Consider the following 24,548-nt stretch of genomic DNA (forward strand, 5'->3'; position numbering starts at 1 on the left):
GCACCCCTGCGGAAACCATCCTGCCCCGTGATCGCACGGGTACTGCCGGATTCAGTTTGCCCGCCGGAAGCTAAGCGGAACGGTATATTCCGCCGTTTTCAGGACCGGCGGTAGCGACCGAACAGGAATCCGGCCTCTTCCAGGAGGGACACTAGTTCGAAGCGTCGGGGTACGGCGACACCGGGCCCCCCGGCGATCCGCTGCGCGTGGCCCGCCGTGAGCATCGGGGAGACGGTCAGGCACAGCTCGTCGAGGACGCCGGCGGCGACGAACTGCCCGAGCAGCCGGGGGCCGCCCTCGGTGAGCAGCCGGGTGTGGCCGAGGTCGGCGAGGGCGCGGACCGCACGGGCGGGGTCGACACCGACGCCGTCACCGGCGACCACCACGCGGGCGCCGGCCTTCTCGCATGCGGCGACACGGTCGGGCGCGGCGGCCGCGCCGGTCAGGACCAGCGTGGGCACGAGGGGCGAGGTGAACAGCGGCAGCGAGAAGTCGAGGTCGAGGCTCGCGGTGACGACGGCGACCGCGGCGACCGCGGCCTGACCGGCCGCGGTCCGGGCGCCCGCGAACTCCGCCCGTTCGCGTACCGGCCGGTACCCCTCCTGCCGTACCGTTTCCGCGCCCACGACGACGACGTCCGCGAGCCCTCGCAGGGTGCCGAAGATCCGCATGTCGGCCGCGCCCGAGATGGGCTGCGACCGCCCGTCGTGCTGCCCCGCCCCGTCGAGCGTGGACACCATGTTGGCCCGCAGCCACGCCTCCCGCCCGGCGGATTCGGGGTAGGCATAGGCGAGGGCCAGCTCGGCCAGGCTCCACTCCCGGTCGGCGGAACCGGAACCCTCGGCCCCGCCCTCGGGCAGCGCCCCCTCGGCCGCACCGCCAAAGGCCTGGGCTGTTGTTCGTTCGGTCACAGGGAACAGGCGTCGCATGTCGTGCAGTGTGGCACGGCAACTAGCATGGGTGACCGTGTCGTCTTCTCCCGCCGCATCCGAGGTCAGCCCCATAGCCGACGCGGCCCCGCTGTCCCTGTGCGCCCGTTCGCCGCACGTCCCCGCGGACCGGCTGGTCGCCGAGATGGTGCCGCCGCCCCGCTTCGACTCCGTCCGCTTCGCCACCTACATCCCGGACCCGAACCAGCCGACCCAGACCGAGGCCGTACGGGTCCTGGAAGGGTTCGCCGGCGGTCTCGGCGGGGCGCACGCGGTGGCCGGCGGCAGGCGCGGCTTCCTCGGCTTCGGGAAGGCGAAGGCGCCCAGGACGCCGGCCGGGCCCCGCGGGGTCTACCTCGACGGCGGGTACGGCGTCGGCAAGACGCACCTGCTCGCCTCGCTCTGGCACGCCACCCCGGCCGAGCCCACGCTGAAGGCGTTCGGCACCTTCGTGGAGCTGACCAACCTGGTCGGCGCCCTCGGCTTCCAGCAGACCGTGCAGACCCTCTCCGGCCACCGTCTGCTGTGCATCGACGAGTTCGAGCTGGACGACCCCGGCGACACGGTCCTGGTGTCGACGCTGCTGGGCCGGCTGGTGGACGCCGGTGTCGCGCTCGCCGCCACCTCCAACACCCTGCCGGGCAAGCTCGGCGAGGGCCGGTTCGCCGCCGCCGACTTCCTGCGCGAGATCCAAGGCCTGTCGGCCCACTTCCGCCCGCTGCGCATCGACGGCGAGGACTACCGCCACCGCGGCCTGCCCGAGGCGCCGGCGCCGTACTCCGACGAACAGGTGACGAAGGCGGCGTACGCCACCCCGGGCGCCTCGCTCGACGACTTCCCGCACCTCCTGGACCACCTGGCCAAGGTGCACCCCAGCCGGTACGGCGCACTCACCGACGACCTGAGCGCCGTCTGTTTGACGGACGTGCAGCCGGTGCCCGACCAGTCGACCGCACTGCGGCTCGTGGTCCTCGCGGACCGGCTCTACGACCGCGAGGTCCCGGTGCTGGCCTCCGGGCTGCCCTTCGACAGGCTGTTCAGCGAGGAGATGCTGAACGGCGGCTACCGGAAGAAGTACTTCCGCGCGATATCCCGGCTCACCGCCCTGGCCAGGGACGCCAAGGGGCTGGTGGACGCCGGCTAGGCCAATAATCGATCAAGCTCCCCAGGTCAAGAGCCTGATCAGGCCACACCACCGGCACTTTTCACGCTCTCTTCGGCTCGCAACACCGAGTTAACCCTGCAAACAACTTTGCAGGGTTAACGTGTTTCTTGACCAACCATTGACCTGTGCTTGGCGCACACAAGAGGCGTGAACTGCTGCGAGGGAGGCTCATGTTCCGAGGTAAGACAGCCCGGACCGTGCTCTCGCTCCTGGCCGCCGCCCTGCTCGCCGTCCAGTTCTTCGCCCCCTCGGCAACCTTCGCAGCTGCGCATACCCTCAGTCATGTCGAGGCCAAAGCCCAGTCCGGGCCGAAGTCCTCGGCGAAGGCCGTGCGCGCCGCCTCGCACACCCTGCGCGAACACGGCCTCTGCGGCGAGCCGCCCAGCCTGCCGCAGACCGCCGACCGCCATCGCAGCGCCACCGCCGGCTGGGCGGACGACCGCCCGCCCACCGCGCGGCACACCGAGGCCATACGCGCCTCGGTGCCTCCCACAGCCAGGCACCACAGCACGTCGAGAGCGTCGAGAGCCCACTCACCGGCCACGCTTCAGGTCTTCCGCTGCTGACGGGACGGGCTCTGCCCCGGGCTCTCCATGCCCTTCATCCCCCCCACACACGTCGTGCAAGCCCGACGCGCCGCTGTAGCGCGCCAGGAGGAGTCCACACACCATGCAGCCCCTCATCGACAACGCCCGTACGTTCGGACAGCGCCCTGAGGAGTTCGCCAGGCTCGCCGAAGGCCAGTCCCCGCAGGTGCTCTTCATCACCTGCTCCGATTCCCGGGTCGTCCCGGCCCTGATCACCGGCGCCCGCCCGGGCGAGCTCTTCGAGCTGCGCACCGCGGGCAACATCGTCCCGCCGTACGCCTCGACCACCCCCACCAGCGAGGCGGCCACCATCGAGTACGCCGTGGAGGTGCTCGGCGTCCGCGACATCGTCGTCTGCGGGCACTCGCACTGCGGTGCCGTCGGCGCGCTGGTGCGCGGCGACGACCTGACCGCCGTACCCGCCGTACGGGACTGGCTGGCCAGCGCCGAGCCGCGCCCGAGCGGGGCGGCCGAGGACCCGGCCGTCGCGGAGGGCGTGCAGTACCACGTGCTCGCCCAACTGCTGCGGCTGCGCTCGTACCCCTGCATCGACAGGAAGCTGACGGCGGGCGAACTGACCCTGCGCGGCTGGTACTACGAGGTCCACACCGGTGCCGTGCGCGAACACCGCGCCGACACCGACACCTTCGAGGCCCTGTGAGCGCCGCGATGACCAAGTTCCCTTACATACGCCAGGACTTCGCCGCCTCCCTCGTCGTCTTCCTGGTCGCGCTCCCGCTCTGCGTGGGCGTGGCCGTGGCCTCCGGCGTCCCGGCCGAACTCGGCCTGGTCACCGGCATCGTGGGCGGTCTCGTCACCGGGATGCTGCGGGGCAGCAGCCTTCAGGTGTCGGGGCCGGCCGCCGGCCTGACCGTGCTGGTCTTCGAGGCGGTGCGCGAGTTCGGGCTGCCGCTGCTCGGGGTGATCGTGCTGATCACCGGCCTCCTCCAGATCGCCATGGGCGTCCTGCGGCTGGGGCGCTGGTTCCGGGCCATCTCGGTCTCGGTCGTCGAGGGCATGCTGGCCGGAATCGGTCTGGTGCTGATCGCCGGCCAGCTGTACCCGGCACTCGCCGCCAAGGCTCCCGAGTCCGGCCCCGGCAAGATCGCCGGGCTGCCCGGGGCGTTCCTGGACGCCCTCGGGGACGGCGGCGCGCTGGCCTCGCTCGCCCTCGGCTCGGGCACGATCGCGGTCCTGGTGCTGTGGACGTACGTCCCGGCGAAGGTGCGGACGGTCCCCGGACCGCTGGCCGCCGTCGGCCTCGCCACCCTGGCCGCCTTCCTCCTGGGCCTCCCGGTCGCCACCGTCGAGGTGCACGGGCTGCTGGACTCGGTCCAGCCGCCCCCGCTGAGCGCCTTCGGTGAACTGGCGAGCGCCGGGGTGATCGGCACGATCGTCGCGTTCACGCTGATCGCGTCAGCCGAGTCGCTGTTCAGCGCGGCGGCCGTGGACCGGCTGCACGACGGTCCGCGCACCCGGTACAACCAGGAGCTGATCGCCCAGGGCGCGGGCAACGCGCTGTGCGGGGTGCTCGGCGCACTGCCGATGACCGCGGTGATCGTGCGCAGCGCGGCCAACGTCCAGGCGGGCGCCCGCACCAAGGCGTCCCGGGTGCTGCACGGCGTCTGGCTGCTGCTGTTCGCGGCCCTGCTGCCGGGAGTTCTGGCGTACATACCGATCCCGGCGCTCGCCGGAATCCTGGTCTACTCGGGCGCCAAACTGATCCCGGTGCGCGCGCTGGCCGTGCTGTGGCGCGAGCACCGGGGCGAGGCGGTCGTCCTCGTCGTCACGGCGGTGTCGATCGTCGCGGTGAGCATGTTCGAGGGCGTGCTGATCGGGCTCGCCCTGTCGATCGTCAAGACCGCCTGGGAGGCCTCGCATCTGAAGCTGGAGGTCGTCGACAAGGGTGCGGGACCGATCGACGCCCACCTGTCGGGCAACGCGACCTTCCTGCGGCTGCCGAAGATCCTCGACAGTCTGGAGGCGCTGCCCCAGGACCGCCCGATCCGGGTGGACCTCTCCGGGCTGCACCACCTCGATCACGCCTGCCGGACCGCGCTGGAGAGCTGGGCCCAGCGGCACAGCGACGCGGACACCGAGCCGGTGAAGGTCACGGCCGCCTGAACCGGCGGCCGCCCCGGGCCGGGGTACCGACGCCCCTCGGCATCCCGGCCCGGACCAGCTGCCCTGGGCCGTGGCCCCGACCCTCCCGACGGGCATATCGTTACAGCAACAGACATATCGGACCTCTTTACCTGGGGGTCGTGATGGTTCAGGAGCTGCTGGTCGCGGTGGTGGTGGCGCTGTGCGTCGGCGCGCTGTACCTGGCCGCCGCGGCGCGGGTCGTCAAGCAGTACGAGCAAGGCGTGCTGTTCCGGCTCGGCCGCGTCGCGGGAGACGTACGACAGCCCGGCTTCACCCTGGTGATCCCGTTCGTGGACCGGCTGCACAAGGTCAACATGCAGATCGTCACGATGCCGATCCCCGCCCAGGAGGGCATCACCCGCGACAACGTCACCGTGCGCGTGGACGCGGTCGTCTACTTCCGGGTGGCCGACGCGGTGAGCGCGCTGGTCAAGGTCGAGGACTACAAGTTCGCCGTCTCACAGATGGCCCAGACCTCGCTGCGTTCGATCATCGGCAAGAGCGACCTGGACGATCTGCTCTCCAACCGCGAGAAGCTCAACGAGGGCCTGGAGCTGATGATCGACAGCCCGGCCGTGGGCTGGGGCGTGCAGGTGGACCGGGTCGAGATCAAGGACGTGTCCCTGCCGGACACGATGAAGCGCTCGATGGCCCGCCAGGCCGAGGCCGACCGGGAGCGCCGGGCCCGGATCATCAACGCCGACGCCGAGCTGCAGGCCTCGAAGAAGCTGGCCGAGGCGGCCCAGCAGATGGCGGACACCCCGTCGGCCCTGCAACTGCGGCTGCTGCAGACGATCGTGGCGGTGGCCGCCGAGAAGAACTCCACCCTGGTCCTGCCGTTCCCGGTGGAGCTGCTGCGGTTCCTGGAGCGGGCCGGCGGGCAGCCGGGGCCGAACGGCGGCACCCCGGCCGAGATCGGCGAGAGCACCGTGCGGACCGGACCGCCGCCCGGGTGATCCGGCGCCGTGACACCCGCCGCGCCACATCAGAAAATAGGACATATCAACCTACGTTCACAGGGTGATCCGACTAGCACGCCGTCTTACCGGTACGACCACCGTATGCGTCGCCCTGGGCGCCGCGCTCGCCGCCTGTGGCACCACCGAGGCCCCCCACGCCGGCCCCCCGGCCCCCGCCAAGGCCTCCTCCTCCGCCACCCCGCCGCCCACGCTCGCCCCCGGGCCCGGCGGTACGGCACCCGTCTTCACGAACGGTCCGCGCACCCTGGGCAAGACCGTCGCCCTGACCTTCGACGCCGACATGACCGCCGACCAGGGGCCGCGCGCGGCCAAGGGCGAGCACTTCGACAACCCCGCGCTGATCGCGACCCTGCGCCGGCTGAAGGTGCCGGCCACGATCTTCATGACCGGCCGCTGGGCCGACCAGTACCCGGCACAGGCCCGTTCCCTCGGCCGCGACCCGCAGTTCGAGGTCGCCAACCACTCCTACAGCCACTACGCGTTCACCGGCGACTGCTACGGCCTGCCGACCGTCGCCGCCGCGAACATGAAGTCGGACGTGGAGCGCGCCTACGCCGCCCTGCTCCGCGCCGGGGTACCGCACCCGATGCCGTACTTCCGCTTCCCCGGCGGCTGCTACGACCGGCAGGCGCTGCGCGCGGTCGGCGCGCTCGGGGTCACCGCGGTGCAGTGGGACGTGGTCAGCGGGGACGCCTTCGCGACGGACGCCGACGCGGTGACCAAGCAGGTGCTGGACGGGGTGAAGCCCGGTTCCGTGGTCGTCATGCACTGCACCCGCAGCGCCGCCCCGACCACCGAGCAGGTGGTGCGGAGCGTCGTACCGGAGCTGCGCAAGCGGGGCTTCCGGTTCGTGAAGGTCTCCGAGCTGATCGGGGAGACGCCGGGGCACCGGTGACCGTCCTACGCTGGAGACATGAGCGACGAGGGGCACGAGGGCTACTGCACGACCACCGAGGGCGCGAAGCCGCCGAAGGCGGACGGGCCGCCGTATGCGGAGTGTGTGCTGTGCCGGGAGCCGACGGAGTACCCGGAGTCGTACAAGGGCATCACGATGTGCCCGCGCTGTGAGTGGCAGGAGGCTCAGCGGAGCGCCTGTTCAGGGTGAGCGGCGGCCGTGTCCGAGCGAGTGGGACGCGGGAACCTTGACGTGCTCCCTGGCCTGAGAAGTCCAGGGATTCCGGCCTGGGTCGTCCGACCCTTCCGGGGGCTTCCTGCTTCACCGCGCTGTGCCGGGACTTTCGTCCTGGTCTTACCGGCGCTCCACAGGCGTTTTGCGTCTCCGCCCGTCCAGCGGCGACGATTCGGCGTCCTTCGAAGAGGACATTACGGGCTGCGTTGTGGTCGCGGTCGTGCACGGTGCCGCACTCGCCGCACGTCCACTCGCGGATGTGCAGGGGTTTGGGACCGTCCCGGAACCCGCATGCCGAGCAGACCTGCGAGGACGGGAAGGCCCGGTCCACCTTGGCGAAGGTGCGGCCGTGTTTGACCGCCTTGTACTCCAGTATCCGAACGAACGCGGACCATCCCGCGTCGTACACGGATTTGGCGAGCCGGGTGCGGCCCAGGCCGGATACCGCGAGGTCTTCCACATACACCGCTTGGCTGTCGCGGATGATCTGTGTGGATGCCTTGTGGTGAAAGTCCCGGCGCCGGTCCGCAACCTTGGCGTGCTGGCGTGCGACCTTGATGCGGGCCTTGGCCCGGTTCTTCGATCCCTTGGCCTTGCGGGACAGCTCTTGTTGAAGGCGCCTGAGCTTCTTCTCCGCCCGGCGCAAAAAACGCGGGCTGTCGATCTTCCGGTCGTCAGAGAGGACGGCGAAGGCGGACAGCCCGAGGTCGATACCTGCTTCCGCCTCCGCCTCAGGGAGGATGTCCGGCTCGGTGTCGACGACGAAGCTGAGGAAGTACCGGCCACAGCTGTCCTTGGTGACGGTCAGGGATGTGGGCGGCCGGAAGCCGGCGGGACCACTTGACCTTGAGGCTGCCGACCTTGGCCACGTACACCGTGCCGTCGTCCTGGAGGGAGAACGCGTTGGTGTTGAGGCGGATCGACTGCCGCGCGTCCTTCTTCGACTTGTACCGGGGAGGGCCGACTTTGCGGCCCTGCCGCTTGCCCGTGATCGAGTCGAAGAAGTTCTTGTAGGCGGTGTCCAGGTCCCGCAGGGACTGCTGCAGGACGACAGCCGACACGTCGGCGAGCCAGGCGCGTTCCCCGGTTCCCTTGGCCTGGGTGATGCGCAACCGGGACAACTCGCCCGACGTCACATACGGCAGCCCCGCCTCGTGCGCTTCCTTCCGGTCACGCAGACAGTCGTTCCACACCACACGAGCACACCCGAACGCCCTCGCCAGCGCACGGCACTGAGAGGTATTCGGGTAGGCCCGCGAGTTGTAGCGAAGCTGCATATCGATCACCGTATTGATGCCGCGCGGCCGCTCGCGACGAAAGATCACATTCAACGGAAACTGCCATGGGATGAGCAAATACATTCGATCTCAGACCAGTTCGATGAACTTCGTAGCGGAGCTGCACGAGCTCAACGGTGAACGGGATCACGTCCACCTCCCGGTGCCCTACCTACCCGCCCAAGGACGCCGTCTCGAAGCTGATCAACAGCCTCAAAGGTGTATCCGCCCGCCAGATACGGCCGGGGGCACATCCCAGCCGTGCGGGCCAGTTCGAGAGCACGGCGCATGAGGACATTGTCGTGCGGTCCCGCCGTGGGGGTGTACACCGTCTCGGACTGCGGGCGCGTTGTGGCTGGTCGCGCAGTTCCCCGCGCCCCTTAGGGTGATGGGGTGAGCGTTGATTCCATGTCACCCGGCGACAGCCCGTTCAAGACGGAACCCACTGCACGTGACGAAGCACCCCAGTTCGTGCTGCCTCTTGTCGTGCGGATAGAGAAGTCGGCTCCCCCGGCCCGCACCGACGCACTCGAAACGGCCGCTCGGGCCGTGCTGGCCATGCTCAGTGATGAGCGGGCCCTCGGGGACGGTGAGTGGGCGCAGGCCGTTCGGGACTGGGAGGACGCGCGGATCCGGAAGGTCGTGCGGCGGGCTCGGGGGGCCGAGTGGCGGCGGGCCGGGGAGTTGCCCGGGATCACCCTCACGGGGAAGTCGGCCGAGGTGCGGGTGTTTCCGCCGGTTCCCCTGGACGGGTGGCCCCGGGAGCTGGCCAAGTTGCAGGTGTCCGGGACCGAGTTGGACGATCCCGAGCCGCCCGCGGGCGCCGACCGGTCCGCGCCCGTGCTGTGGCTGAACCCGGAGCTGGAGATGTCGGCCGGGAAGGCGATGGCGCAGGCCGGGCACGGGGCGCAACTGGCCTGGTGGGCGCTGCCGGAGGAGGAGCGGGAGGCGTGGCGCGACGCCGGGTTCCCGCTCGCCGTGCGGACCGCCGATCCGGCCGAGTGGCGTGAACTGACGGACAGCGGGCTGCCGTTGGTGCGGGACGCCGGGTTCACCGAGATCGCCCCGGGCAGCTGCACGGTGGTCGCGGACCATCCAGCACTTCACTGACCTGGTCTTTTTTAACTCCCCTGACAAACTTTGCCGTTTGTTTGAACACCGTCGCCGCCGCACCCGTACGTCCTGGCACTGAACCAGCGACACGGGGAGGCACCCCTTGCGGCGTTTGAACGGAACGGCCCTCATTCTGGCGACCCTCGCCGCTACCGTCGGCGCGCTCGTGTACCCCGTGTGGTCGTACGCCGACCGCTCCGGCACCGGGCAGGCCAATGTGGCGGCGGGGACCGTGATGACCGAGTGGGGTCCGTTGACGGCCTCCGACCGCGACCTGATCGTGCGGGTCCGGCTGGCCGGGCTGTGGGAGCTGCCGGCCGGTCAGCAGGCGATCCAGCGGGCGCCGAGCGCGGCGATCAAGGAGGCCGGCGACCACCTCATCGTGGGCCACACGGACCTCGACCGGCGGGTCCGGATCGTCGCGGCGCAACTGGGCGTCGAGCTGCCCAACGTGCCGAACGAGCAGCAGCAGGGCTGGCTCGACGAGATGTCCGCCGCGACCGGCGCCGAGTACGAGTACAAGTTCGTGAACCTGCTGCGGGCCGCGCACGGCAAGATCTTCCCGGCGATCGGGACGGTGCGGAACACCACCCGCAACAGCCTGGTGCGGCAGCTCGCCTCGGACACCAACCAGACCGTGCTCGACCACATCACGATCCTGGAGAAGACCGGCAAGGTCGACTTCGAGGCGATCGCCAACGAGATCGCCAACGCGAGCACGGCCAGCCCGACCGGCCCGGCGGTGCCGGCGCCCGGGGTGGTGGCGCCCTCCGCGCCGGCCGCCCAGGCCAGCGGCGACGTGCAGACCACGTCCCGGCCCTCCCCCGGCGCGCCGGGCACGGTGAACACCGCGCGCCCGGACCCGGAGGACTCCGAGGGCGGCGTCCTCAGCCGGTAGCGTCCCCGGCCGGTGGCCCGACAGCTCCCCGGAGCGCGGGCGCGAACCTCAAATGTTGCTCTGAAGCGGCAGACAACACGGTTCGCGGACGCGCTCCGGGGCCATACCCCCGTCATTCGGAACAGGTCGGAGCAGGAGGGGGACGACCATGACCCTGGAGCGGCTGGGGACGGGCATCGGCTGGCGGCCGGAGATCGCGGACGCCGTGGAGCGCATGCCGGGCATCGACTGGGTCGAGGTCGTGGCCGAGAACACCTGTCCGGGCCACCTCCCCGAGTCGCTGCGGCGGCTGCGCGAGCGCGGGGTCACTGTCGTCCCGCACGGTGTCTCGCTGGGCCTCGGCGGCGCGGACCGTCCCGACGGGGAACGGCTGAGGGCGCTCGCCGAGCGGGCGGAGGCCCTGGCCTCCCCCCTGGTCACCGAGCACATCGCGTTCGTCCGCGCGGGCGGCCCGCGCACGGCGTCGCCGGCCCTGGAGGCCGGCCACCTGCTCCCCGTCCCCCGCACCCGGGACGCCCTCGACGTGCTCTGCGAGAACGTCCGCATCGCCCAGGCCGCGCTGCCGGTGCCGCTCGCCGTCGAGAACATCGCCGCGCTCGTCTCGTGGCCGGGCGAGGAGATGACCGAGGGGCAGTTCCTGTACGACCTCGCCGACCGTACCGGGGTACGGCTGCTGATCGACGTGGCGAACCTGCACACCAACCACGTCAACCGCGGGGAGGACCCGGCCAAGGCCCTCTCCGAACTCCCCGTCGAGGCGATCGCCTACGTCCATGTCGCGGGCGGCTTCGAGCGGGACGGCGTCTGGCACGACAGCCACGCCCACCCGGTGCCCCCGGCGGTCCTGGACGTCCTGACCGACCTCGCGTCCCGGGTCGCGCCGCCGGGTGTGCTGCTGGAGCGGGACGAGAACTTCCCGGAACCGGCCGAGCTGGAGCGTGAGCTGACGGCGATCCGGACGGCCGTGACGGCGGGCGGTGCGGTGGCCGGCCGCCCGTGGGAGCCCTCGCCGGCGGCTCCCGCCCCCGAGGTCTCCGACGCCGCCCGGCAGCGGGTCGGGCTCGCGCAGACCGCGATGCTGTCGTCGCTGGTCGCGGGGACGCCGCTGCCGGAGGGGTTCGACCGGGCGCGGATGGGGGTGCAGGCGCGGGCGCTGGCCGCGAAGCGGGCGGATGTGGTGGCGAAGATCGCCCCGGAGCTGCCGGAGATCCTGGGGGCGGGGTACCGGGCGGCTTTCCTCACGTATGCGCAGGAGCGGCCGATGACGGGGGGCTACCGGCGGGACGCCCTGGAGTTCGCGGGGGAACTGCTGCGAACGGGGGGCGGTCCCTCTCATCGGCGGCTGGAGCAGTGGTGGCGGGAGCGGGCGGGGTCGGCCCCGCGGCGGTCGCTCACGCGCAGGGTGCTGCTGCGGCGGGGTTAGCGGCCGGGGGGTGGGGACGCTCACCGGCGCTTGCCGGGTGCCTCCCCCAGCCTTCGGCCGGGGGGACCCCCAGCGCCCACCCGTGCCGCCCTGGGGGCACCTCCCAGGCCCTTAAGGCACTGGGGGAGGCACGACTGCCCGCGGATTACATGCCCCGTAAGGGGCGCTGGGGGTACCCCCGGCCGAAGGCTGGGGGAGGAACTGCGCGATCAGCCCCCACCGGCCCGCGGCCGACGTACGGCCCACGCGCCCTCGGCGCTGCTTCGTCCGTCACACGGTCCGACCGCTCTCCGCACCCCTCGGTAATATGCCAACCCCGCGCGGCGAAGCCCCACCGTGCGGTGCAGGAGGCATCATGCGCGCGCGACCCCGACCCCCCGTCCAGGGACGAGGCATATTCAGCGGTACCGGGCTGATCATCGTCTGTCTCGCGGCGACCCTCGCCGCCCTGGTGTTCCCGATCTGGTCGTACGCCGACCGTTCCGACCCGACCGGCTCGGTGAACGTGCTCAGCGCCCAGACCGTGACGACGGCGTACGGCCCGCTGTCCGCGCAGGACCGGGACTTCATCGTGAAGGTCCGCCTCGCCGGGCTCTGGGAGCTGCCGGCCGGGGAGATGGCGGAGCAGAAGGGCACCACGGCGGCCGTACGGACGGCCGGGCAGCACCTCGTCGACGGGCACACCTCCCTCGACGCCCACGTCCGCACCGTCGCCACCCAGCTCGGCGTGCCGATCCCGAACAGCCCGAACGTCCAGCAGCAGCAGTGGCTCGCCACACTGAACGCCGCGCAGGGACAGGACTTCGACCGCGAGTTCGCGAACATCGTGCGGCTGGCGCACGGCCGGGTCTTCTCCGTGGTCGCCCAGGTCCGCGCCGCCACCCAGAACACCCTGGTCCGCGATCTCGCCGACGACGCCAACACCACCGTCCTGGACCACATCAAGGTCCTGGAGGCGACCGGCTACATCGACTTCGGCACGCTGGCACAGCAGTTGACCGCCACCCCCTCCCCCGTCGCCGCACCGCCCGTCGTCGCCCCGGCGGACGCGACACCGATCGCACCGGAGCCGGCAGCGACCCCGTCGCCGTCCTCGACGTACACACTGCCGCCCGCCACCGCCAGCCCGGAACCGGCCTCCTCCGACAACCCCTGACCTGCGCGGGGAAACGGAACGTCACATACCTACAACACTCGGTCCGGAATGTGAACAGGGCATGGCGGTGGCCAGGACCCTGGCATAGAAACGTGTCATGTTCTGGGTCCTTCTCCTGCTCCTGGCCTGGGCCGTCGCCGGCACCGCCTGCACCCGGCTGTGCCTGGCCGCCGTACGGACGGCGGCCGTCGACGCGGACGCGGGCCATGGACACGATCTGACGCTGTACGAGGCCGCGTTCCTGTCCGGCGGGCCCGCGCGGGTCGCCGATCTGACGCTGGTGTCCATGGCCCGGCAACGGCGGCTGCTGCTCGCCCACACCGGCTGGGCGACCGTCGTGGATCCGCGGGGGCGGGACGAGATGGAGCGGTCGGTGATAGGGGCCATCGGGCCCGAGGGGCAGTCGCGGATAGCGCCGGTGCGCTCGGCGGCGGCCGACACGGACGCCGTGCGGAGTCTCGGCGAGGAGCTGGTACGGGCGGGGCTCGCGGTGCCCGACGCGGCGGCGCGCACGACGGTCGCCTCCGGTGTCCGGCAGGTCCGGGCCGCCGCGCTGGCGATCCTCGGGCTCGCCGTCGTCGCGCTCACGCTGCCCGCGCCGACCGAGATGCCGCGCGACCTGGTCGCCGTCTGGTTCGCGCTGCCCCTCACCCTGACGCTGAGCTGCCTGGCCATCGCCCGCGTCGAGGTGCACCCGTACGCGCGCTGGGCCTCCCCGGCCGGCCAGCGGCTCCTCGGCACGCTGCACCGGCGGGCGAACCGCGCGGCCGACGACCAGTCGCTGCTGGCCTCCGTCGCCGTCCGGGGCATCCGCGCGATCGGTGAACCGGAGCTGCGTGCGGCCTTCGCACACCGGGACCAGCTGCCACGGGAGTGAGCGGGGGCGCATAGGGAGCATTGCGCCGACACCGGCCCGATGGTGCTTGCCTTCGCCGACAACCGGTCGAAATATCCCTTTTATTGCTGCCGTGCAGTCGCTGCGGTGTCCTTGCCGCCACGCCACCGCAGCCGTTGCACCGAAGGGATACGCATGAGAGCCCCCGCCCTGTACTCGGCCGCCGGGTCCCTGATCCTGACCACCCTGGCCGCCGCCCCGGCCGGGAGCGCCCCCCGCGTCCCGGACGCGGCGGCGGCCGAACTGCACGGCACCGCCGTGGCCGCCGCGCGGGCCCGCGCGGCGGGCATCGACTTCGGCAGGTGCGCCGCCGACCTGGAGGCGCCGGAGACACTCCGGTGCGGCACGGTGAGCGTCCCGCTGGACTACGCGCACCCGGACGGCAAGCAGATCAAGCTGACCGTCAGCCGGGTGGCGGCCACCCACAAGGACCCGCACAACAGCAAGCGCAGGGTCCCCCGGCAGGGTGTCCTGGTCTACAACCCGGGCGGGCCCGGCGCCTCCGGCATGCTCTTCCCGATGGTCGGCGTGCTGCCCGAGTGGAAGCGCATCGCCGCCGCCTACGACCTGGTCGGCTACGCCCCGCGCGGCGTCGACCGCTCCGCCCCGCTGTCCTGCGTCGACCCCAGGCACTTCTACAAGGCGCCGTCGCAGTCGCCGACGCATCCCTCCGAGGAGTACAAGAAGGCCCGGATCAAGGAGGCGCAGGCGTACGCGAAGGGCTGCCTCAAGCGCTCCGGGAGCAGGCTCCGCCACTACACCTCGCTCAACAACGCCCGTGACCTGGACGTGCTGCGCGCGGCGCTCGGCGAGAACCGGCTGACCTTCATGGGCGCCTCGTACGGCACCTACTTCGGCGCGCTGTACGCGACCCTCTTCCCCTCGCACGTACGGCGGATGGTGCTGGACTCGGCGGTGAACCCGGACCCGGCGCAGGTCTGGTACCGGGACAACCTGGAGCAGTCGGCCGCGTTCGAGAGCCGCTGGGCGGACTTCCGGGAGTGGATCGCCAGGAACGACGCCGTGTACAGGCTCGGCGACACGGCCGCCAAGGTGCAGGCGAGTTACGACAAGGCCGCCAGGCGGCTGGCGAAGAAGGCGGCCGGCGGGAAGGTCGGGCCGGGGCAGTTGCAGGGCGCGTTCCTGTCGGCCGGGTACTACGACGACTTCTGGCCGAGCCGGGCGGAGGCGCTGTCGAAGTTCCTGAAGGGGGACGCCAAGCCCCTGGTCCGGCTGGCGGCGCCGACCGCGGAGACGGCCGCCGAGGCGGAGAACGGCAACGCGGTCTACACGGCCGTCGAGTGCAACGACGCGTCCTGGCCGACGAAGTGGCAGACCTGGAACCGGGACAACACCCGGCTCGCACGCGTGGCGCCCTTCGAGACCTGGGACAACGCCTTCATGAACCTGCCGTGCGCCTACTGGCCGGTGCCCCGGCAGAAGCCGCTCGACGTCCGGACGGGCCCCGGTGAGCTGCCGCCGACGCTCATCCTGCAGGCCGAGCGGGACGCGGCCACGCCGTACGCGGGCGCGCTGGAGATGAACCGGCGCCTGTCCGACTCGGTGCTGGTGACCGAGCGGGACGCGGGCACGCACGGCATCGGCGGCGGTCCCAACAAGTGCGTGAACGGCTACCTGGAGGCCTACCTGCTGGAGGGTCGGCTCCCGAAGCGGCACGCCTCGTGCGCGGGGCACGCGGAGCCGAAGGCGGCGGCGCCGGCCGACCATGCCCGGGGGAAGGACCTGCGGGACTCCCTGAAGGGCAAGACCGGCCAGCGCTGACGATCGTCAGGCGAGGCCCGCGACCAGATCGGCCACCGACTTGCGGCGTCCGGTGTAGAACGGGACCTCCTCGCGGACGTGCCGGCGGGCCTCGGAACCGCGCAGGTGGCGCATGAGGTCGACGATGCGGTACAGGTCGTCGGCCTCGAAGGCCAGCACCCACTCGTAGTCGCCGAGCGAGAACGAGGCGACCGTGTTGGCACGCACGTCCGGGTAGCCGCGGGCCATCTTGCCGTGGTCGGCGAGCATCCGGCGGCGGTCCTCGTCGGGCAGCAGGTACCAGTCGTACGACCGCACGAACGGGTACACGCTGACATAGTTGCGCGGGGTCTCGTCGGCGAGGAACGCCGGGATGTGCGAGCGGTTGAACTCCGCGGGCCGGTGCAGCGCCATGTTCGACCACACCGGCGTGAGCGCGCGGCCCAGCTTCGTGCGGCGGAAGAGGTTGTACGCCTCCTGGAGCTGGTCGCTGGTCTCCGCGTGCCACCAGATCATCAGGTCGGCGTCGGCGCGCAGACCGGAGACGTCGTAGGTGCCGCGGACGGTCACGTCCTTGGCGGCGAGCTGGTCGAACAGCTCCTGGACCTCGTCGGCGTAGCCCGCGCGGTCCTCGGGCAGCACGTCCTTCAGCTTGAAGACCGACCACAGGGTGTAGCGGATGACCTCGTTGAGGTCCTTGGCCAGCTTGCCCTTGTTCGGGATCCTGCCGGACTCGGTGGTGGGGGCGTCGTCACTCATGGTCCCTATTCTCCCGCTCCGCCGTGCAGGCTCTGCACCGGGTTGGCCATCAGCTCCTCGACCCCGCCGAGGTCGCCCGCCAGCTGGTCCACGGCCGCGTACGCGCTCGCGATGCAGGCGGGGATGCCGACACCGTCGTACTGCGCGCCGCACACCGCGAGGCCCGGGAGCTTGGCGACGTGCTCGCGGACGCGGGCCACGCGCGCGTGGTGGCCGACCGGGTACTGGGGCAGGCCGTCGGTCCAGCGGGTGACGCGGGTGGCGACGGGAGCCGCGTCCAGTCCGGTGGCCTCGCGCAGGTCGTGCCGGGAGAGGTCGACGAGGTCGGCGTCCTCACGGCCGAGGATCGCGGTCTCGCCGTACCGGCCGACCGAGGTGCGCAGGACGACGACGTCCGGGTCCTCGTCGGCGATCCAGCCCCACTTCTGGGAGGCGAAGGTGGAGGCCTTGATGGTGCGGCCGTCGACGGGCGGGACGAGGAAGCCGCTGCCGGCGGGCAGGCCGAGCCCGGCGCGGCGGTAGGCGAGGGTGATCAGGGCCATCGAGGCGTACTCGACGGCGGCCAGGTCGGCCGCGGCGGCGGGTGCCTCGGCGCGCAGCAGGCCGGCGGCCGCGGGGGCGGGAACGGCGACGATCACGGCGTCGGCGGACAGCACCCGGCCGGGGGTGCCGATCCGCCAGCCCCGGGGTTCCCTGCGCAGTTCGGTCACGGGCGTCCCGGTCAGGATCTCTCCGCCGCGGGCCCGCACCGACTCGGCGACCGCGAGCGGCAGGGTGCCGACGCCGCCCTCGATGCCCATGAAGACCGGCCCGGTCTGCTGGGCCGCGGCCGCCTTGGCCTGGATCTCGCGGACGGCCTCCGTCAGCGAGTCGTGGTTCTTGGCGGCCTGGTAGAGCTGCGGGACCGCGGAGCGCATCGAGATGCGGTACGCGTCGCCCGCGTAGACCCCGCCGAGCAGGGGCTCGACCAGCCGGTCGACGACCTCCCGGCCGAGCCGCGCGGCCACGTACTCCCCCACCGCCACGTCGTCGCCGACCTCGGTCCGGGGCAGGTCGGCGTCGCCCTCGATGCGGGCGAGGCCCTCGTCGGAGAGCACGCCGGACAGCGCGGCGGCGGTGCCGGGAACGCCCATGACGTGGCCCTTGGGCATGGGGCGCAGGGCGCCCCGGGTCCAGATGGCGGCCGTGGCGGTGGCGGGGGCCTGCAGCCGCTCGCCGAGCCCCACCTCGCGGGCGAGGGCGACCGCCTCGGGCCGACGGGCCAGCATCGACTCGGCGCCCAGGTCGACCCGCACACCGGCGATCTCGCCGGGCAGCAGCTTGCCGCCGACTCGCTCCGAGGCCTCCAGCACGGTCACGCGCGCGCCGCGCTCCAGCAGCCGGTGCGCCGCGGCCAGCCCCGCGATCCCGGCTCCGACGACGACGACCTGACCCGTGCCCGTACCCGTTGCGCTCATGACCTCACTCTCTCAGACCGCACTGACGCCCCCGCCCCGGCCCGGTGACCCGTACGCGTCCGGACCGTGACCGCACCGGGACCGTCGCCCCCGAACGTCCCGCCCCGCCCGGGCGTCGAAGTCGCGTCAGTCGTCACCACCCCCCGGGGGGAACCATGCGCCATCCCGCACGACCCGTACGCCCCGCCCTCGCCGGCCTCCTGCTCGCCGCCGCGCTCGTCCTCACCGGATGCGGTGCGAACGACGCCTCCGGCGGCGGCTCCGCGAGCGATGCCAAGGCCGACGTGCACAGCGCTGCCGGGGAGGCGGCGGGCTCGGCGGGCGCCAAGGACAGCGGCAGCGGGACCGGCCGGACCACGCCCGATCTCACGGTGAACCGGATCATCCGCACCGCCTCGCTGACCGTGCAGGTCAAGGACGTGCCCAAGGCCCTCGACGCGGCACGCACCACGGCCGAGGACGCCGGCGGCTACGTCGGCGACGAGACCACCACCCGGGATTCCGCGGGCCACGAACGCACCCGCGTGGTCCTCCGGGTGCCCACCGGGAAGTACGACGAGGTGCTCGGCGACCTCCAGGGCGCGGGCAAGCTGATCGACCGCACCGCGAAGGCGCAGGACGTCACCGACCAGGTGGTCGACGTGGACAGCCGGGTCAGGTCGCAGCGGGCCAGCGTGGCCCGGATCCGCGAGCTGATGGACCGGGCGGCCAAGCTCAGTGACGTGGTCACCCTGGAAGGGGAGTTGAGCAGCCGGGAGGCCGACCTGGAGTCGCTGCTGGCCCAGCAGGCGTCCCTGAAGGACCGCACCAGCATGGCCACGATCACGCTCTCCCTCACCCGGACGCCGGTCAAGGCGGCCGCGGAGGACGACTCCCCGGGGTTCGTGGACGCCGTGTCCGGCGGCTGGCACGTCTTCGTCACCATGCTGCGCTGGATCGCGCTGGCCCTGGGCGCGGCCCTGCCGTTCGCCGCCCTGGCAGCCGTACTGGCGCTGCTGTGGTGGCGGCTGGCCCGCCGGCGGCGGGCCACCGGGCAGCCCGGCAGCGAGACCTGAGCGAGCCCGAAATGCCCGCGCCCCGTAGCGTGTTCGCATGAGCATGAACGGTGGGCGGGAACGACTGGTCGTGATCGGCGGTGACGCCGCGGGCATGTCCGCGGCGTCCCAGGCACGTCGGCTGCGGGGACCGGACGAGTTGGAGATCGTGGCCTTCGAACGCGGCCACTTCACCTCCTACTCGGCGTGCGGGATCCCGTACTGGGTGGGCGGTGACGTCGAGGAGCGGGACCATCTGATCGCCCGCTCCCCCGAGGAGCACCGGGCCCGCGCGATCGACCTGCGGATGCGCACCGAGGTCACGGAGATCGACGTGGCCGGGAAGCGGGTACGCGCGCGTGACGTCGATTCCGGCGCCGAGTCCTGGACGTCGTACGACAAACTCGTCATCGGCACCGGGGCCCGCCCGATCCGCCCCGACATGCCGGGCGCGGACGCGCCGGGGGTGCACGGTGTGCAGACCCTGGACGACGGCCAGGCCCTCCTCGACACGCTGGCACGCACGCGTGGCCGCCGGGCCGTGGTGGTCGGCGCCGGCTACATCGGCGTCGAGATGGCCGAGGCGCTGATCAACCGGGGCTACGAGGTGACGGTCGTCAACCGCGGCAGCGAGCCGATGTCCACGCTCGACCCGGACATGGGCCGCCTGGTCCACGAGGCCATGGAGGGCCTCGGCATCACCATGGTCGACGACACCGAGGTCACCAAGGTGCTCACCGGCCAGGACGGCAGGGTGCGCGCGGTGGCCACGGAGGACGCCGAGTACCCGGCGGACGTGGTGATCCTGGGCATCGGCGTCCGCCCGGAGACCGGCCTGGCCGAGGCGGCGGGCCTGCCCGTCGGCCGGCACGGCGGGCTGCTCACCGACCTCGCGATGCGGGTGCGCGGGCACGAGGACATCTGGGCGGGCGGCGACTGCGTGGAGGTCCTGAACCTGGTCTCGGGCCAGGAGCAGTACATCCCGCTCGGCACCCACGCCAACAAGCACGGCCAGGTCATCGGCACCAACGTGGGCGGTGGCTACGCCACGTTCCCGGGTGTCGTCGGTACGGCGGTGAGCAAGGTCTGCGACCTGGAGATCGCCCGCACCGGCCTGCGCGAGAAGGACGCGCTCCGGGTGGGCCTGCGGTTCGAGACGGTCACCATCGAGTCCACGAGCCGTGCCGGCTACTACCCCGGCGCCAGCCCCATGACGGTCAAGATGCTCGCGGAACGCCGCACGGGCCGCCTGCTCGGCGTCCAGATCGTCGGCCGGGAGGGCGCGGGCAAACGCGTCGACATCGCGGCGGTCGCCCTCACGGCGAACATGACGGTGGAACAGATGACGGCCCTGGACCTGGGCTACGCACCACCGTTCTCACCGGTGTGGGACCCCGTACTGGTAGCGGCGAGGAAAGCCACGGCAAAGGTGCGAACTTTCTAAGGGGCGCCCAGGTCACCAACCCAGGGGCGCGGGGAACTGCGCGACCAGCCACAGTCCACCCGCACCCCGCAACGCATCTCAAGCCGTCCCGCTGATCCGCGGCAACGAAGTAACCCCCGCCCCTCCCGGCGCAGCCGCGGCAGCAGGCTGCTCGGTCCCCGGCCGCGCATGCGCGGCCGCGGGCCGCGTCGACCGCAGCCGGTTGCTCACCGCCTCGTCCAGCGTCACCGGCCGCTGCATCTGCGCGGCCAGCCGCCCCGCCTCCTGGCCGAGCCGTGCCACGTCCTCCCAGGGCAGCCGTACGACAAGGGAGATCTCGGCCTCACCGTCGGGCAGGGCCTGCATGGGAGGGAATGCCTGAGGAGTAACCCGCTCGTTCATCGCCTGTTCCTCACGTCGCCTGAACCTCACGTCGGTCGCAAGGACATACGCACGCGCGCGTGGCGACGTTCACCGAGGCTCCCCGCGCATCGAGCGCCCCCGCCCTGGGCACTAGTCAGCTGTGGTCATCCCCGTTCATGACGTGAACCCGGTGCGTCGCACGCCGTACGTGACGTACGCGTTGATCGCCGCGAACGTGCTCGTCTTCCTGTTCACGCCCGGCATAGCCGGCTCCGTGGCCGGTGGCAGCGACCTGGCGCAGCTGTGTCATCTGCAGGCTTTCATGGATCACTACGCGGCGGTCCCCCGGGAGCTGATCCACCATCAGATGCCGCAGATGGTCCCGACCGGCCAGGTGGGCATCGGCCGGAACGGCGCCGGCTGTGTCGTCGGCCCGCCCGGTTACGACAAGTCGCCCGCGCTGTCGGTCTTCACGGCGATGTTCCTGCACGGCAGCTGGCTGCATCTGCTGGGCAACATGCTGTTCCTGCTCATCTTCGGCAACAACGTCGAGGACCGGATGGGGCACATCCGCTTCTTCCTCTTCTACGTCTTCTGCGGCTACGCGGCCGGCTACGGCTTCGCGCTCCTCAACGCCTCGTCGGGCGACCCGTTGATCGGCGCGTCCGGCGCGATCGCCGGGGTCCTGGGCGCGTATCTGGTCCTCTACCCGAGGGCCAGGGTCTGGGTACTGGTCCCGTTCCTGGTCTTCCTGCCGCTGCGGCTGCCGGCCTGGCTGGTGCTGGGCTTCTGGTTCGTGCTCCAGGCCGTCTACTCGTCCGGCGAGGGCGTCTCCGACGCCGGGACCGTGGCGTACGCGGCGCACATCGTCGGCTTCCTGGTGGGCATGGTGCTCGCCTGGCCGCTCAAGCCGGGCACACCCCCGCCGCCGGAGCCGCGCGGCCTGCTGTTCGGCAGGCGGGCCCGGCCCCGGCACGGCTGGTAACGGACCGGGTCAGCGCACGCTCTCGGTGTGCACGAACTCGACGAGGCGGGTCAGCGCGTCCGGGTCGGTGGACGGCATCACGCCGTGGCCCAGGTTGAAGACATGGCCTTCGAGACCGGCGGCCGCGTCGAGCACCTCGCGCGCCTTGGTCTCCACCGCGTCCTTGCCGGCGAACAGGACGGCCGGGTCGAGGTTGCCCTGGAGCGCCTTGCCGGGGCCGACGCGGCGGGCGGCCTCGTCGAGCGGGACCCGGTAGTCGACGCCGACGACGTCCGCGCCGGCCTCGCCCATGAGCTGCAGCAGTTCGCCGGTGCCGACGCCGAAGTGGATGCGCGGGACGCCGTATCCGGCGACGGCGTCGAAGACCTTCGCGGAGGCGGGCAGCACCGAGCGCCGGTAGTCGGCGGGGGCCAGCGCCCCGGCCCAGGAGTCGAAGAGCTGGACGGCGGAGGCGCCGGCCTCGATCTGCACCTTGAGGAACACGGCCGTGATGTCGGCGAGGCGGTCGAGCAGGTCGGCCCAGAGCTCCGGGTCGCCGTACATGATCGCCTTGGCGTTCTCGTACGTGCGCGAGGGGCCGCCCTCGACGAGGTAGCTCGCGAGGGTGAACGGCGCGCCGGCGAAGCCGATCAGCGGGGTCGGGCCGAGCTCGGCGGTGAGCAGGCCGACGGCCTCGGTGACGTAGGTGACGTCCTCGGGGGTGAGGTCACGGAGCTGGGCGAGGTCGGCGCGGGTGCGGATCGGGTTGGCGACGACCGGGCCGACGCCGGGCTTGATGTCGAGGTCGATGCCGATGGCCTTGAGCGGGACGACGATGTCGCTGAAGTAGATCGCCGCGTCCACGTGGTGCCGGCGGACGGGCTGGAGGGTGATCTCGGCGACCAGCTCGGGCCGCGTGCACGACTCCAGCATCGGGATGCCCTCGCGCACCTTGTGGTACTCCGGCAGCGAGCGGCCGGCCTGGCGCATGAACCACACGGGGGTGTGCGGCACGGGTTCACGCCTGCACGCCTTCAGGAAGGCACTGTCGTACGTCGCTGTCGGCTGCTGGCCCGCAGGGCTTCCGTTCGCACTCACGACGGCAAGTCTCGCACGCCCCGGAAGCCGACATGGCCGCGCCCTTACATGGTCCTTAGGTGGTGTCTCTCCCTGCGCGAAGGCGTCGTTCCCCTTACTCTTCCCCGCATGGCTGCGGCTCAGGGACGACTGTCGGACGGCGCTGGCGGGATGGGCGAGGGGAAGGACACCGGGGAGGACGAAGGACATACCGGGAGTGCGGCGCCACCGGTACCGCCGGCCTTCCGGGCCGCGGTCGACGCGCTGCGCGGTGCCCGGCTGCGGCCGCAGGTCGAGGTGGAGCCGACGCCCGCCCCACAGCGTCTCGCCCCGTTCGCGTACGCCGTGGAGGCGGCGGTGGTCGACGGTGAGCAGGATCTCGCCGACGGGCGTCTCGTACTGCTGCACGACCCGGCCGGGCACGACGCCTGGCACGGCACGTTCCGGCTGGTCACGCTGGTACGTGCGGAGCTGGAGCCGGAGATGGCGGCCGATCCGCTGCTGCCGGACGTCTGCTGGGCGTGGCTGACCGGCGCGCTGCAGGCGCGCGGCCTGGCGTACGGCGAGCCGAGCGGGACCGTGACGCGCGCCAGTTCGCACTACTTCGGCGGGCTGTCCGCGCGCCCCGCCGCCTCGCAGATCGAGATCCGGGCCTCCTGGACACCCCGGGAGGGCCGCGCCGGCGTCCCGGACACCGCCGCCCACCTCGCCTCCTGGTGCGACCTGCTGGCGCAGGTGGCGGGCCTGCCGCCGGCCGCCCCCGGCGACGCCTCGGTGGTCACACTGCCGCAGCGCCGCGACCCGCAGGCCCGCTGAACCCGCACCGTCACGGGGACCCGTCCACCCGGGTCCCGTCGACTCACCCTTGATTGACCATCCTTTTGTCGATACGGCCACTTTCTGTCCCGTACGGCAACGGCCCGAACCGATTCGATCTTCGGATGATCGATCGCGTGTCCGAATTGCACGTATTGTTACTCACCAGATCGTGATCATTCTCTAAAGGCGGACGGGTTTGGTGCCGAAGACGACTGTGACCTTGAAAGCACGGTTCGTCCCGGCTTCTTCCCCCACAAGCCGGCCCCGTCCCCCACCCCAGGAGGCCTGGTGTCCGTTCTCCTAGAGCAGCCCGCAAGCCTGGTCGCCTACCGCCCGAACAAGCCCACCGCCATGGTGGTCGTGGCCGATCCGCGCGTCCGCTCCACCGTCACCCGCCACCTGTGGGCGCTCGGCGTGCGCGATGTCATCGAGGCCTCGTCCATCGCGGAGGCTCGTCCCCGCATCGGCAACCCCCGCGACATCTGCGTCGCCGACGTCCATCTCCCCGACGGCTCCGGCCTGACCCTCCTGTCCGAGACCCGTGCGGCGGGCTGGCCCAACGGCCTGGCCCTGTCCGCCGCCGACGACATCGGCGCCGTGCGCAACGCCCTGGCCGGCGGTGTCAAGGGCTACGTCGTCACCGGCACCCGCACCAACATCGGGCTCCCCACCCGACCCGGTGCCGCCCCCATCGGCGCCGCCTCCCGCATGCACCGCCGCCCCCCGGGTGCCCCGAGCCACCCGGGCGGCTACCGCGAGCTCTCCGGCCGTGAGGTCGAGGTGCTCCGGCTGGTGGCGGAGGGCCAGTCGAACAAGGCGATCGGCGTCTCGATGGGGCTGTCCGCCCTCACCGTCAAGAGCCACCTCGCCCGCATCGCCCGCAAGCTCGGCACGGGCGACCGCGCCGGGATGGTCGCCGTGGCACTGCGCACCGGAATCATCCACTGACCGACCGGTCACCGACCGGTCATACGTTCACCGACGTGACCGGACCGGCCGCCGGTCCGGCGTCATGTCGTAACCCGTTGTCCCCCGTTCGTGGACCTGATCTTTCACCGGCCTGACTGGTTTACGACCCTCCGGGGGGGGGGGGGGGGGGACTATCCCGTCGACAACCGCCCCACCCCCCCCCCAACCAAGAACAGTTAGGAGACGCCCAAAACCCCCCACCGCCCGACAACAGGCCCCCACCCC

25 protein-coding genes and 1 pseudogene are annotated in these 24,548 nt (G+C 71.9%); 19 read left to right on the plus strand and 7 right to left on the minus strand.

The annotated features are described in order from the left end of the window. Positions 1-98 precede the first annotated feature (98 nt). The gene (locus ACZ4UV_RS40960; RefSeq protein WP_451017820.1) at positions 99-929 is read right to left on the minus strand and encodes a pyrimidine reductase family protein; all 831 of its coding nucleotides are present in this window, start codon (positions 927-929) and stop codon (positions 99-101) included. A 37-nt stretch (positions 930-966) separates the two neighbouring features. Between ACZ4UV_RS40960 and zapE the strand changes: the two genes are divergently transcribed. The 7 genes from zapE (at position 967) to ACZ4UV_RS40995 (ending at position 6,911) form a co-directional block, all read left to right on the plus strand. After that, positions 967-2,073, plus strand: coding sequence for a cell division protein ZapE (zapE, locus tag ACZ4UV_RS40965; protein WP_451017819.1), 1,107 nt, complete (start codon positions 967-969; stop codon positions 2,071-2,073). 191 nt (positions 2,074-2,264) lie between these two features. Beyond that, complete coding sequence (locus ACZ4UV_RS40970; protein ID WP_451017818.1) at positions 2,265-2,660, plus strand: hypothetical protein; 396 nt, start codon at positions 2,265-2,267, stop codon at positions 2,658-2,660. Positions 2,661-2,763: 103 nt separating this feature from the next. Next, the gene (locus ACZ4UV_RS40975) at positions 2,764-3,342 is read left to right on the plus strand and encodes a carbonic anhydrase (protein ID WP_467845097.1); all 579 of its coding nucleotides are present in this window, start codon (positions 2,764-2,766) and stop codon (positions 3,340-3,342) included. A gap of 8 nt (positions 3,343-3,350) precedes the next feature. Further along, positions 3,351-4,805 carry a SulP family inorganic anion transporter gene (locus ACZ4UV_RS40980; RefSeq protein WP_451017817.1) on the plus strand — a complete coding sequence of 485 codons (1,455 nt, stop codon included), beginning with the start codon at positions 3,351-3,353 and terminating at the stop codon, positions 4,803-4,805. 143 nt (positions 4,806-4,948) lie between these two features. Continuing rightward, on the plus strand, positions 4,949-5,782 hold the full coding sequence (locus tag ACZ4UV_RS40985) for a slipin family protein (RefSeq protein ID WP_351497294.1): 834 nt from the start codon (positions 4,949-4,951) through the stop codon (positions 5,780-5,782). A gap of 64 nt (positions 5,783-5,846) precedes the next feature. Beyond that, a complete protein-coding gene (locus ACZ4UV_RS40990) occupies positions 5,847-6,701 on the plus strand; it encodes a polysaccharide deacetylase family protein (RefSeq protein ID WP_351497263.1) in 855 nt (284 codons plus the stop codon). Between the two features lie 18 nt (positions 6,702-6,719). After that, a complete protein-coding gene (locus tag ACZ4UV_RS40995) occupies positions 6,720-6,911 on the plus strand; it encodes a hypothetical protein (protein WP_451017816.1) in 192 nt (63 codons plus the stop codon). On the opposite strand, the gene ACZ4UV_RS41000 is transcribed toward ACZ4UV_RS40995, so the two are convergent. Both ACZ4UV_RS41000 and ACZ4UV_RS41005 read right to left on the minus strand, forming a co-directional pair. Beyond that, on the minus strand, positions 6,853-7,743 hold the full coding sequence (locus ACZ4UV_RS41000) for an RNA-guided endonuclease InsQ/TnpB family protein (RefSeq protein WP_467845486.1): 891 nt from the start codon (positions 7,741-7,743) through the stop codon (positions 6,853-6,855). The genes ACZ4UV_RS40995 and ACZ4UV_RS41000 overlap by 59 nt on opposite strands. Then, complete coding sequence (locus ACZ4UV_RS41005; RefSeq protein WP_467845103.1) at positions 7,667-8,296, minus strand: RNA-guided endonuclease InsQ/TnpB family protein; 630 nt, start codon at positions 8,294-8,296, stop codon at positions 7,667-7,669. Before ACZ4UV_RS41005 ends, ACZ4UV_RS41000 begins: the two co-directional genes overlap by 77 nt. Positions 8,297-8,318: 22 nt before the next feature. On the opposite strand from ACZ4UV_RS41005, the pseudogene ACZ4UV_RS41010 reads away from it, so the two are divergent. The 7 genes and pseudogenes from ACZ4UV_RS41010 to ACZ4UV_RS41040 all read left to right on the plus strand — a co-directional run. Then, positions 8,319-8,454: pseudogene (locus ACZ4UV_RS41010) on the plus strand (transposase); the annotation flags it as partial. A 166-nt stretch (positions 8,455-8,620) separates the two neighbouring features. Beyond that, positions 8,621-9,322 carry an aminoacyl-tRNA hydrolase gene (locus ACZ4UV_RS41015; RefSeq protein ID WP_351497298.1) on the plus strand — a complete coding sequence of 234 codons (702 nt, stop codon included), beginning with the start codon at positions 8,621-8,623 and terminating at the stop codon, positions 9,320-9,322. A 106-nt stretch (positions 9,323-9,428) separates the two neighbouring features. Further along, on the plus strand, positions 9,429-10,223 hold the full coding sequence (locus ACZ4UV_RS41020; RefSeq protein WP_351497267.1) for a DUF4142 domain-containing protein: 795 nt from the start codon (positions 9,429-9,431) through the stop codon (positions 10,221-10,223). A 148-nt stretch (positions 10,224-10,371) separates the two neighbouring features. After that, the gene (locus ACZ4UV_RS41025) at positions 10,372-11,646 is read left to right on the plus strand and encodes an MbnB/TglH/ChrH family RiPP precursor modification enzyme (RefSeq protein ID WP_467845107.1); all 1,275 of its coding nucleotides are present in this window, start codon (positions 10,372-10,374) and stop codon (positions 11,644-11,646) included. Positions 11,647-12,001: 355 nt separating this feature from the next. Further along, positions 12,002-12,802, plus strand: a complete 801-nt coding sequence (locus tag ACZ4UV_RS41030; protein ID WP_451022559.1) for a DUF4142 domain-containing protein — start codon at positions 12,002-12,004, stop codon at positions 12,800-12,802. Positions 12,803-12,899: 97 nt separating this feature from the next. Further along, entirely contained in the window at positions 12,900-13,679 is a 780-nt protein-coding gene (locus ACZ4UV_RS41035) for a TIGR04222 domain-containing membrane protein (RefSeq protein ID WP_351497273.1), read from the plus strand. A gap of 153 nt (positions 13,680-13,832) precedes the next feature. Continuing rightward, the gene (locus ACZ4UV_RS41040; RefSeq protein WP_467845111.1) at positions 13,833-15,479 is read left to right on the plus strand and encodes an alpha/beta hydrolase; all 1,647 of its coding nucleotides are present in this window, start codon (positions 13,833-13,835) and stop codon (positions 15,477-15,479) included. A gap of 6 nt (positions 15,480-15,485) precedes the next feature. Here the strand turns inward: ACZ4UV_RS41040 and hemQ are convergent, their stop codons facing one another. After that, entirely contained in the window at positions 15,486-16,217 is a 732-nt protein-coding gene (hemQ, locus tag ACZ4UV_RS41045; RefSeq protein ID WP_390034893.1) for a hydrogen peroxide-dependent heme synthase, read from the minus strand. Between the two features lie 5 nt (positions 16,218-16,222). Next, the gene (gene hemG / locus ACZ4UV_RS41050) at positions 16,223-17,674 is read right to left on the minus strand and encodes a protoporphyrinogen oxidase (RefSeq protein ID WP_467845115.1); all 1,452 of its coding nucleotides are present in this window, start codon (positions 17,672-17,674) and stop codon (positions 16,223-16,225) included. A gap of 155 nt (positions 17,675-17,829) precedes the next feature. On the opposite strand from hemG, the gene ACZ4UV_RS41055 reads away from it, so the two are divergent. Next, entirely contained in the window at positions 17,830-18,729 is a 900-nt protein-coding gene (locus tag ACZ4UV_RS41055) for a DUF4349 domain-containing protein (protein WP_467845119.1), read from the plus strand. Between the two features lie 37 nt (positions 18,730-18,766). After that, positions 18,767-20,152 (plus strand): FAD-dependent oxidoreductase, encoded by a 1,386-nt coding sequence (locus tag ACZ4UV_RS41060; protein ID WP_467845122.1) that lies wholly within the window; start codon positions 18,767-18,769, stop codon positions 20,150-20,152. A 78-nt stretch (positions 20,153-20,230) separates the two neighbouring features. Here ACZ4UV_RS41060 and ACZ4UV_RS41065 read toward each other — a convergent pair whose 3' ends face one another. Next, positions 20,231-20,533, minus strand: coding sequence for a hypothetical protein (locus ACZ4UV_RS41065; RefSeq protein ID WP_351961903.1), 303 nt, complete (start codon positions 20,531-20,533; stop codon positions 20,231-20,233). Between the two features lie 121 nt (positions 20,534-20,654). Between ACZ4UV_RS41065 and ACZ4UV_RS41070 the strand changes: the two genes are divergently transcribed. Continuing rightward, on the plus strand, positions 20,655-21,479 hold the full coding sequence (locus ACZ4UV_RS41070; protein WP_451022736.1) for a rhomboid family intramembrane serine protease: 825 nt from the start codon (positions 20,655-20,657) through the stop codon (positions 21,477-21,479). A gap of 9 nt (positions 21,480-21,488) precedes the next feature. On the opposite strand, the gene hemE is transcribed toward ACZ4UV_RS41070, so the two are convergent. After that, the gene (gene hemE / locus ACZ4UV_RS41075; protein ID WP_390034898.1) at positions 21,489-22,556 is read right to left on the minus strand and encodes a uroporphyrinogen decarboxylase; all 1,068 of its coding nucleotides are present in this window, start codon (positions 22,554-22,556) and stop codon (positions 21,489-21,491) included. Positions 22,557-22,664: 108 nt separating this feature from the next. Between hemE and ACZ4UV_RS41080 the strand changes: the two genes are divergently transcribed. Next, positions 22,665-23,351: a DUF3000 domain-containing protein gene (locus ACZ4UV_RS41080; protein ID WP_390034899.1), complete on the plus strand. Its 687-nt coding sequence runs from the start codon at positions 22,665-22,667 to the stop codon at positions 23,349-23,351. A gap of 291 nt (positions 23,352-23,642) precedes the next feature. Next, positions 23,643-24,302 (plus strand): helix-turn-helix transcriptional regulator, encoded by a 660-nt coding sequence (locus ACZ4UV_RS41085; RefSeq protein WP_089104714.1) that lies wholly within the window; start codon positions 23,643-23,645, stop codon positions 24,300-24,302. Positions 24,303-24,548: the final 246 nt, after the last annotated feature.

The organism is Streptomyces sp. NPDC028289 (assembly GCF_055565975.1).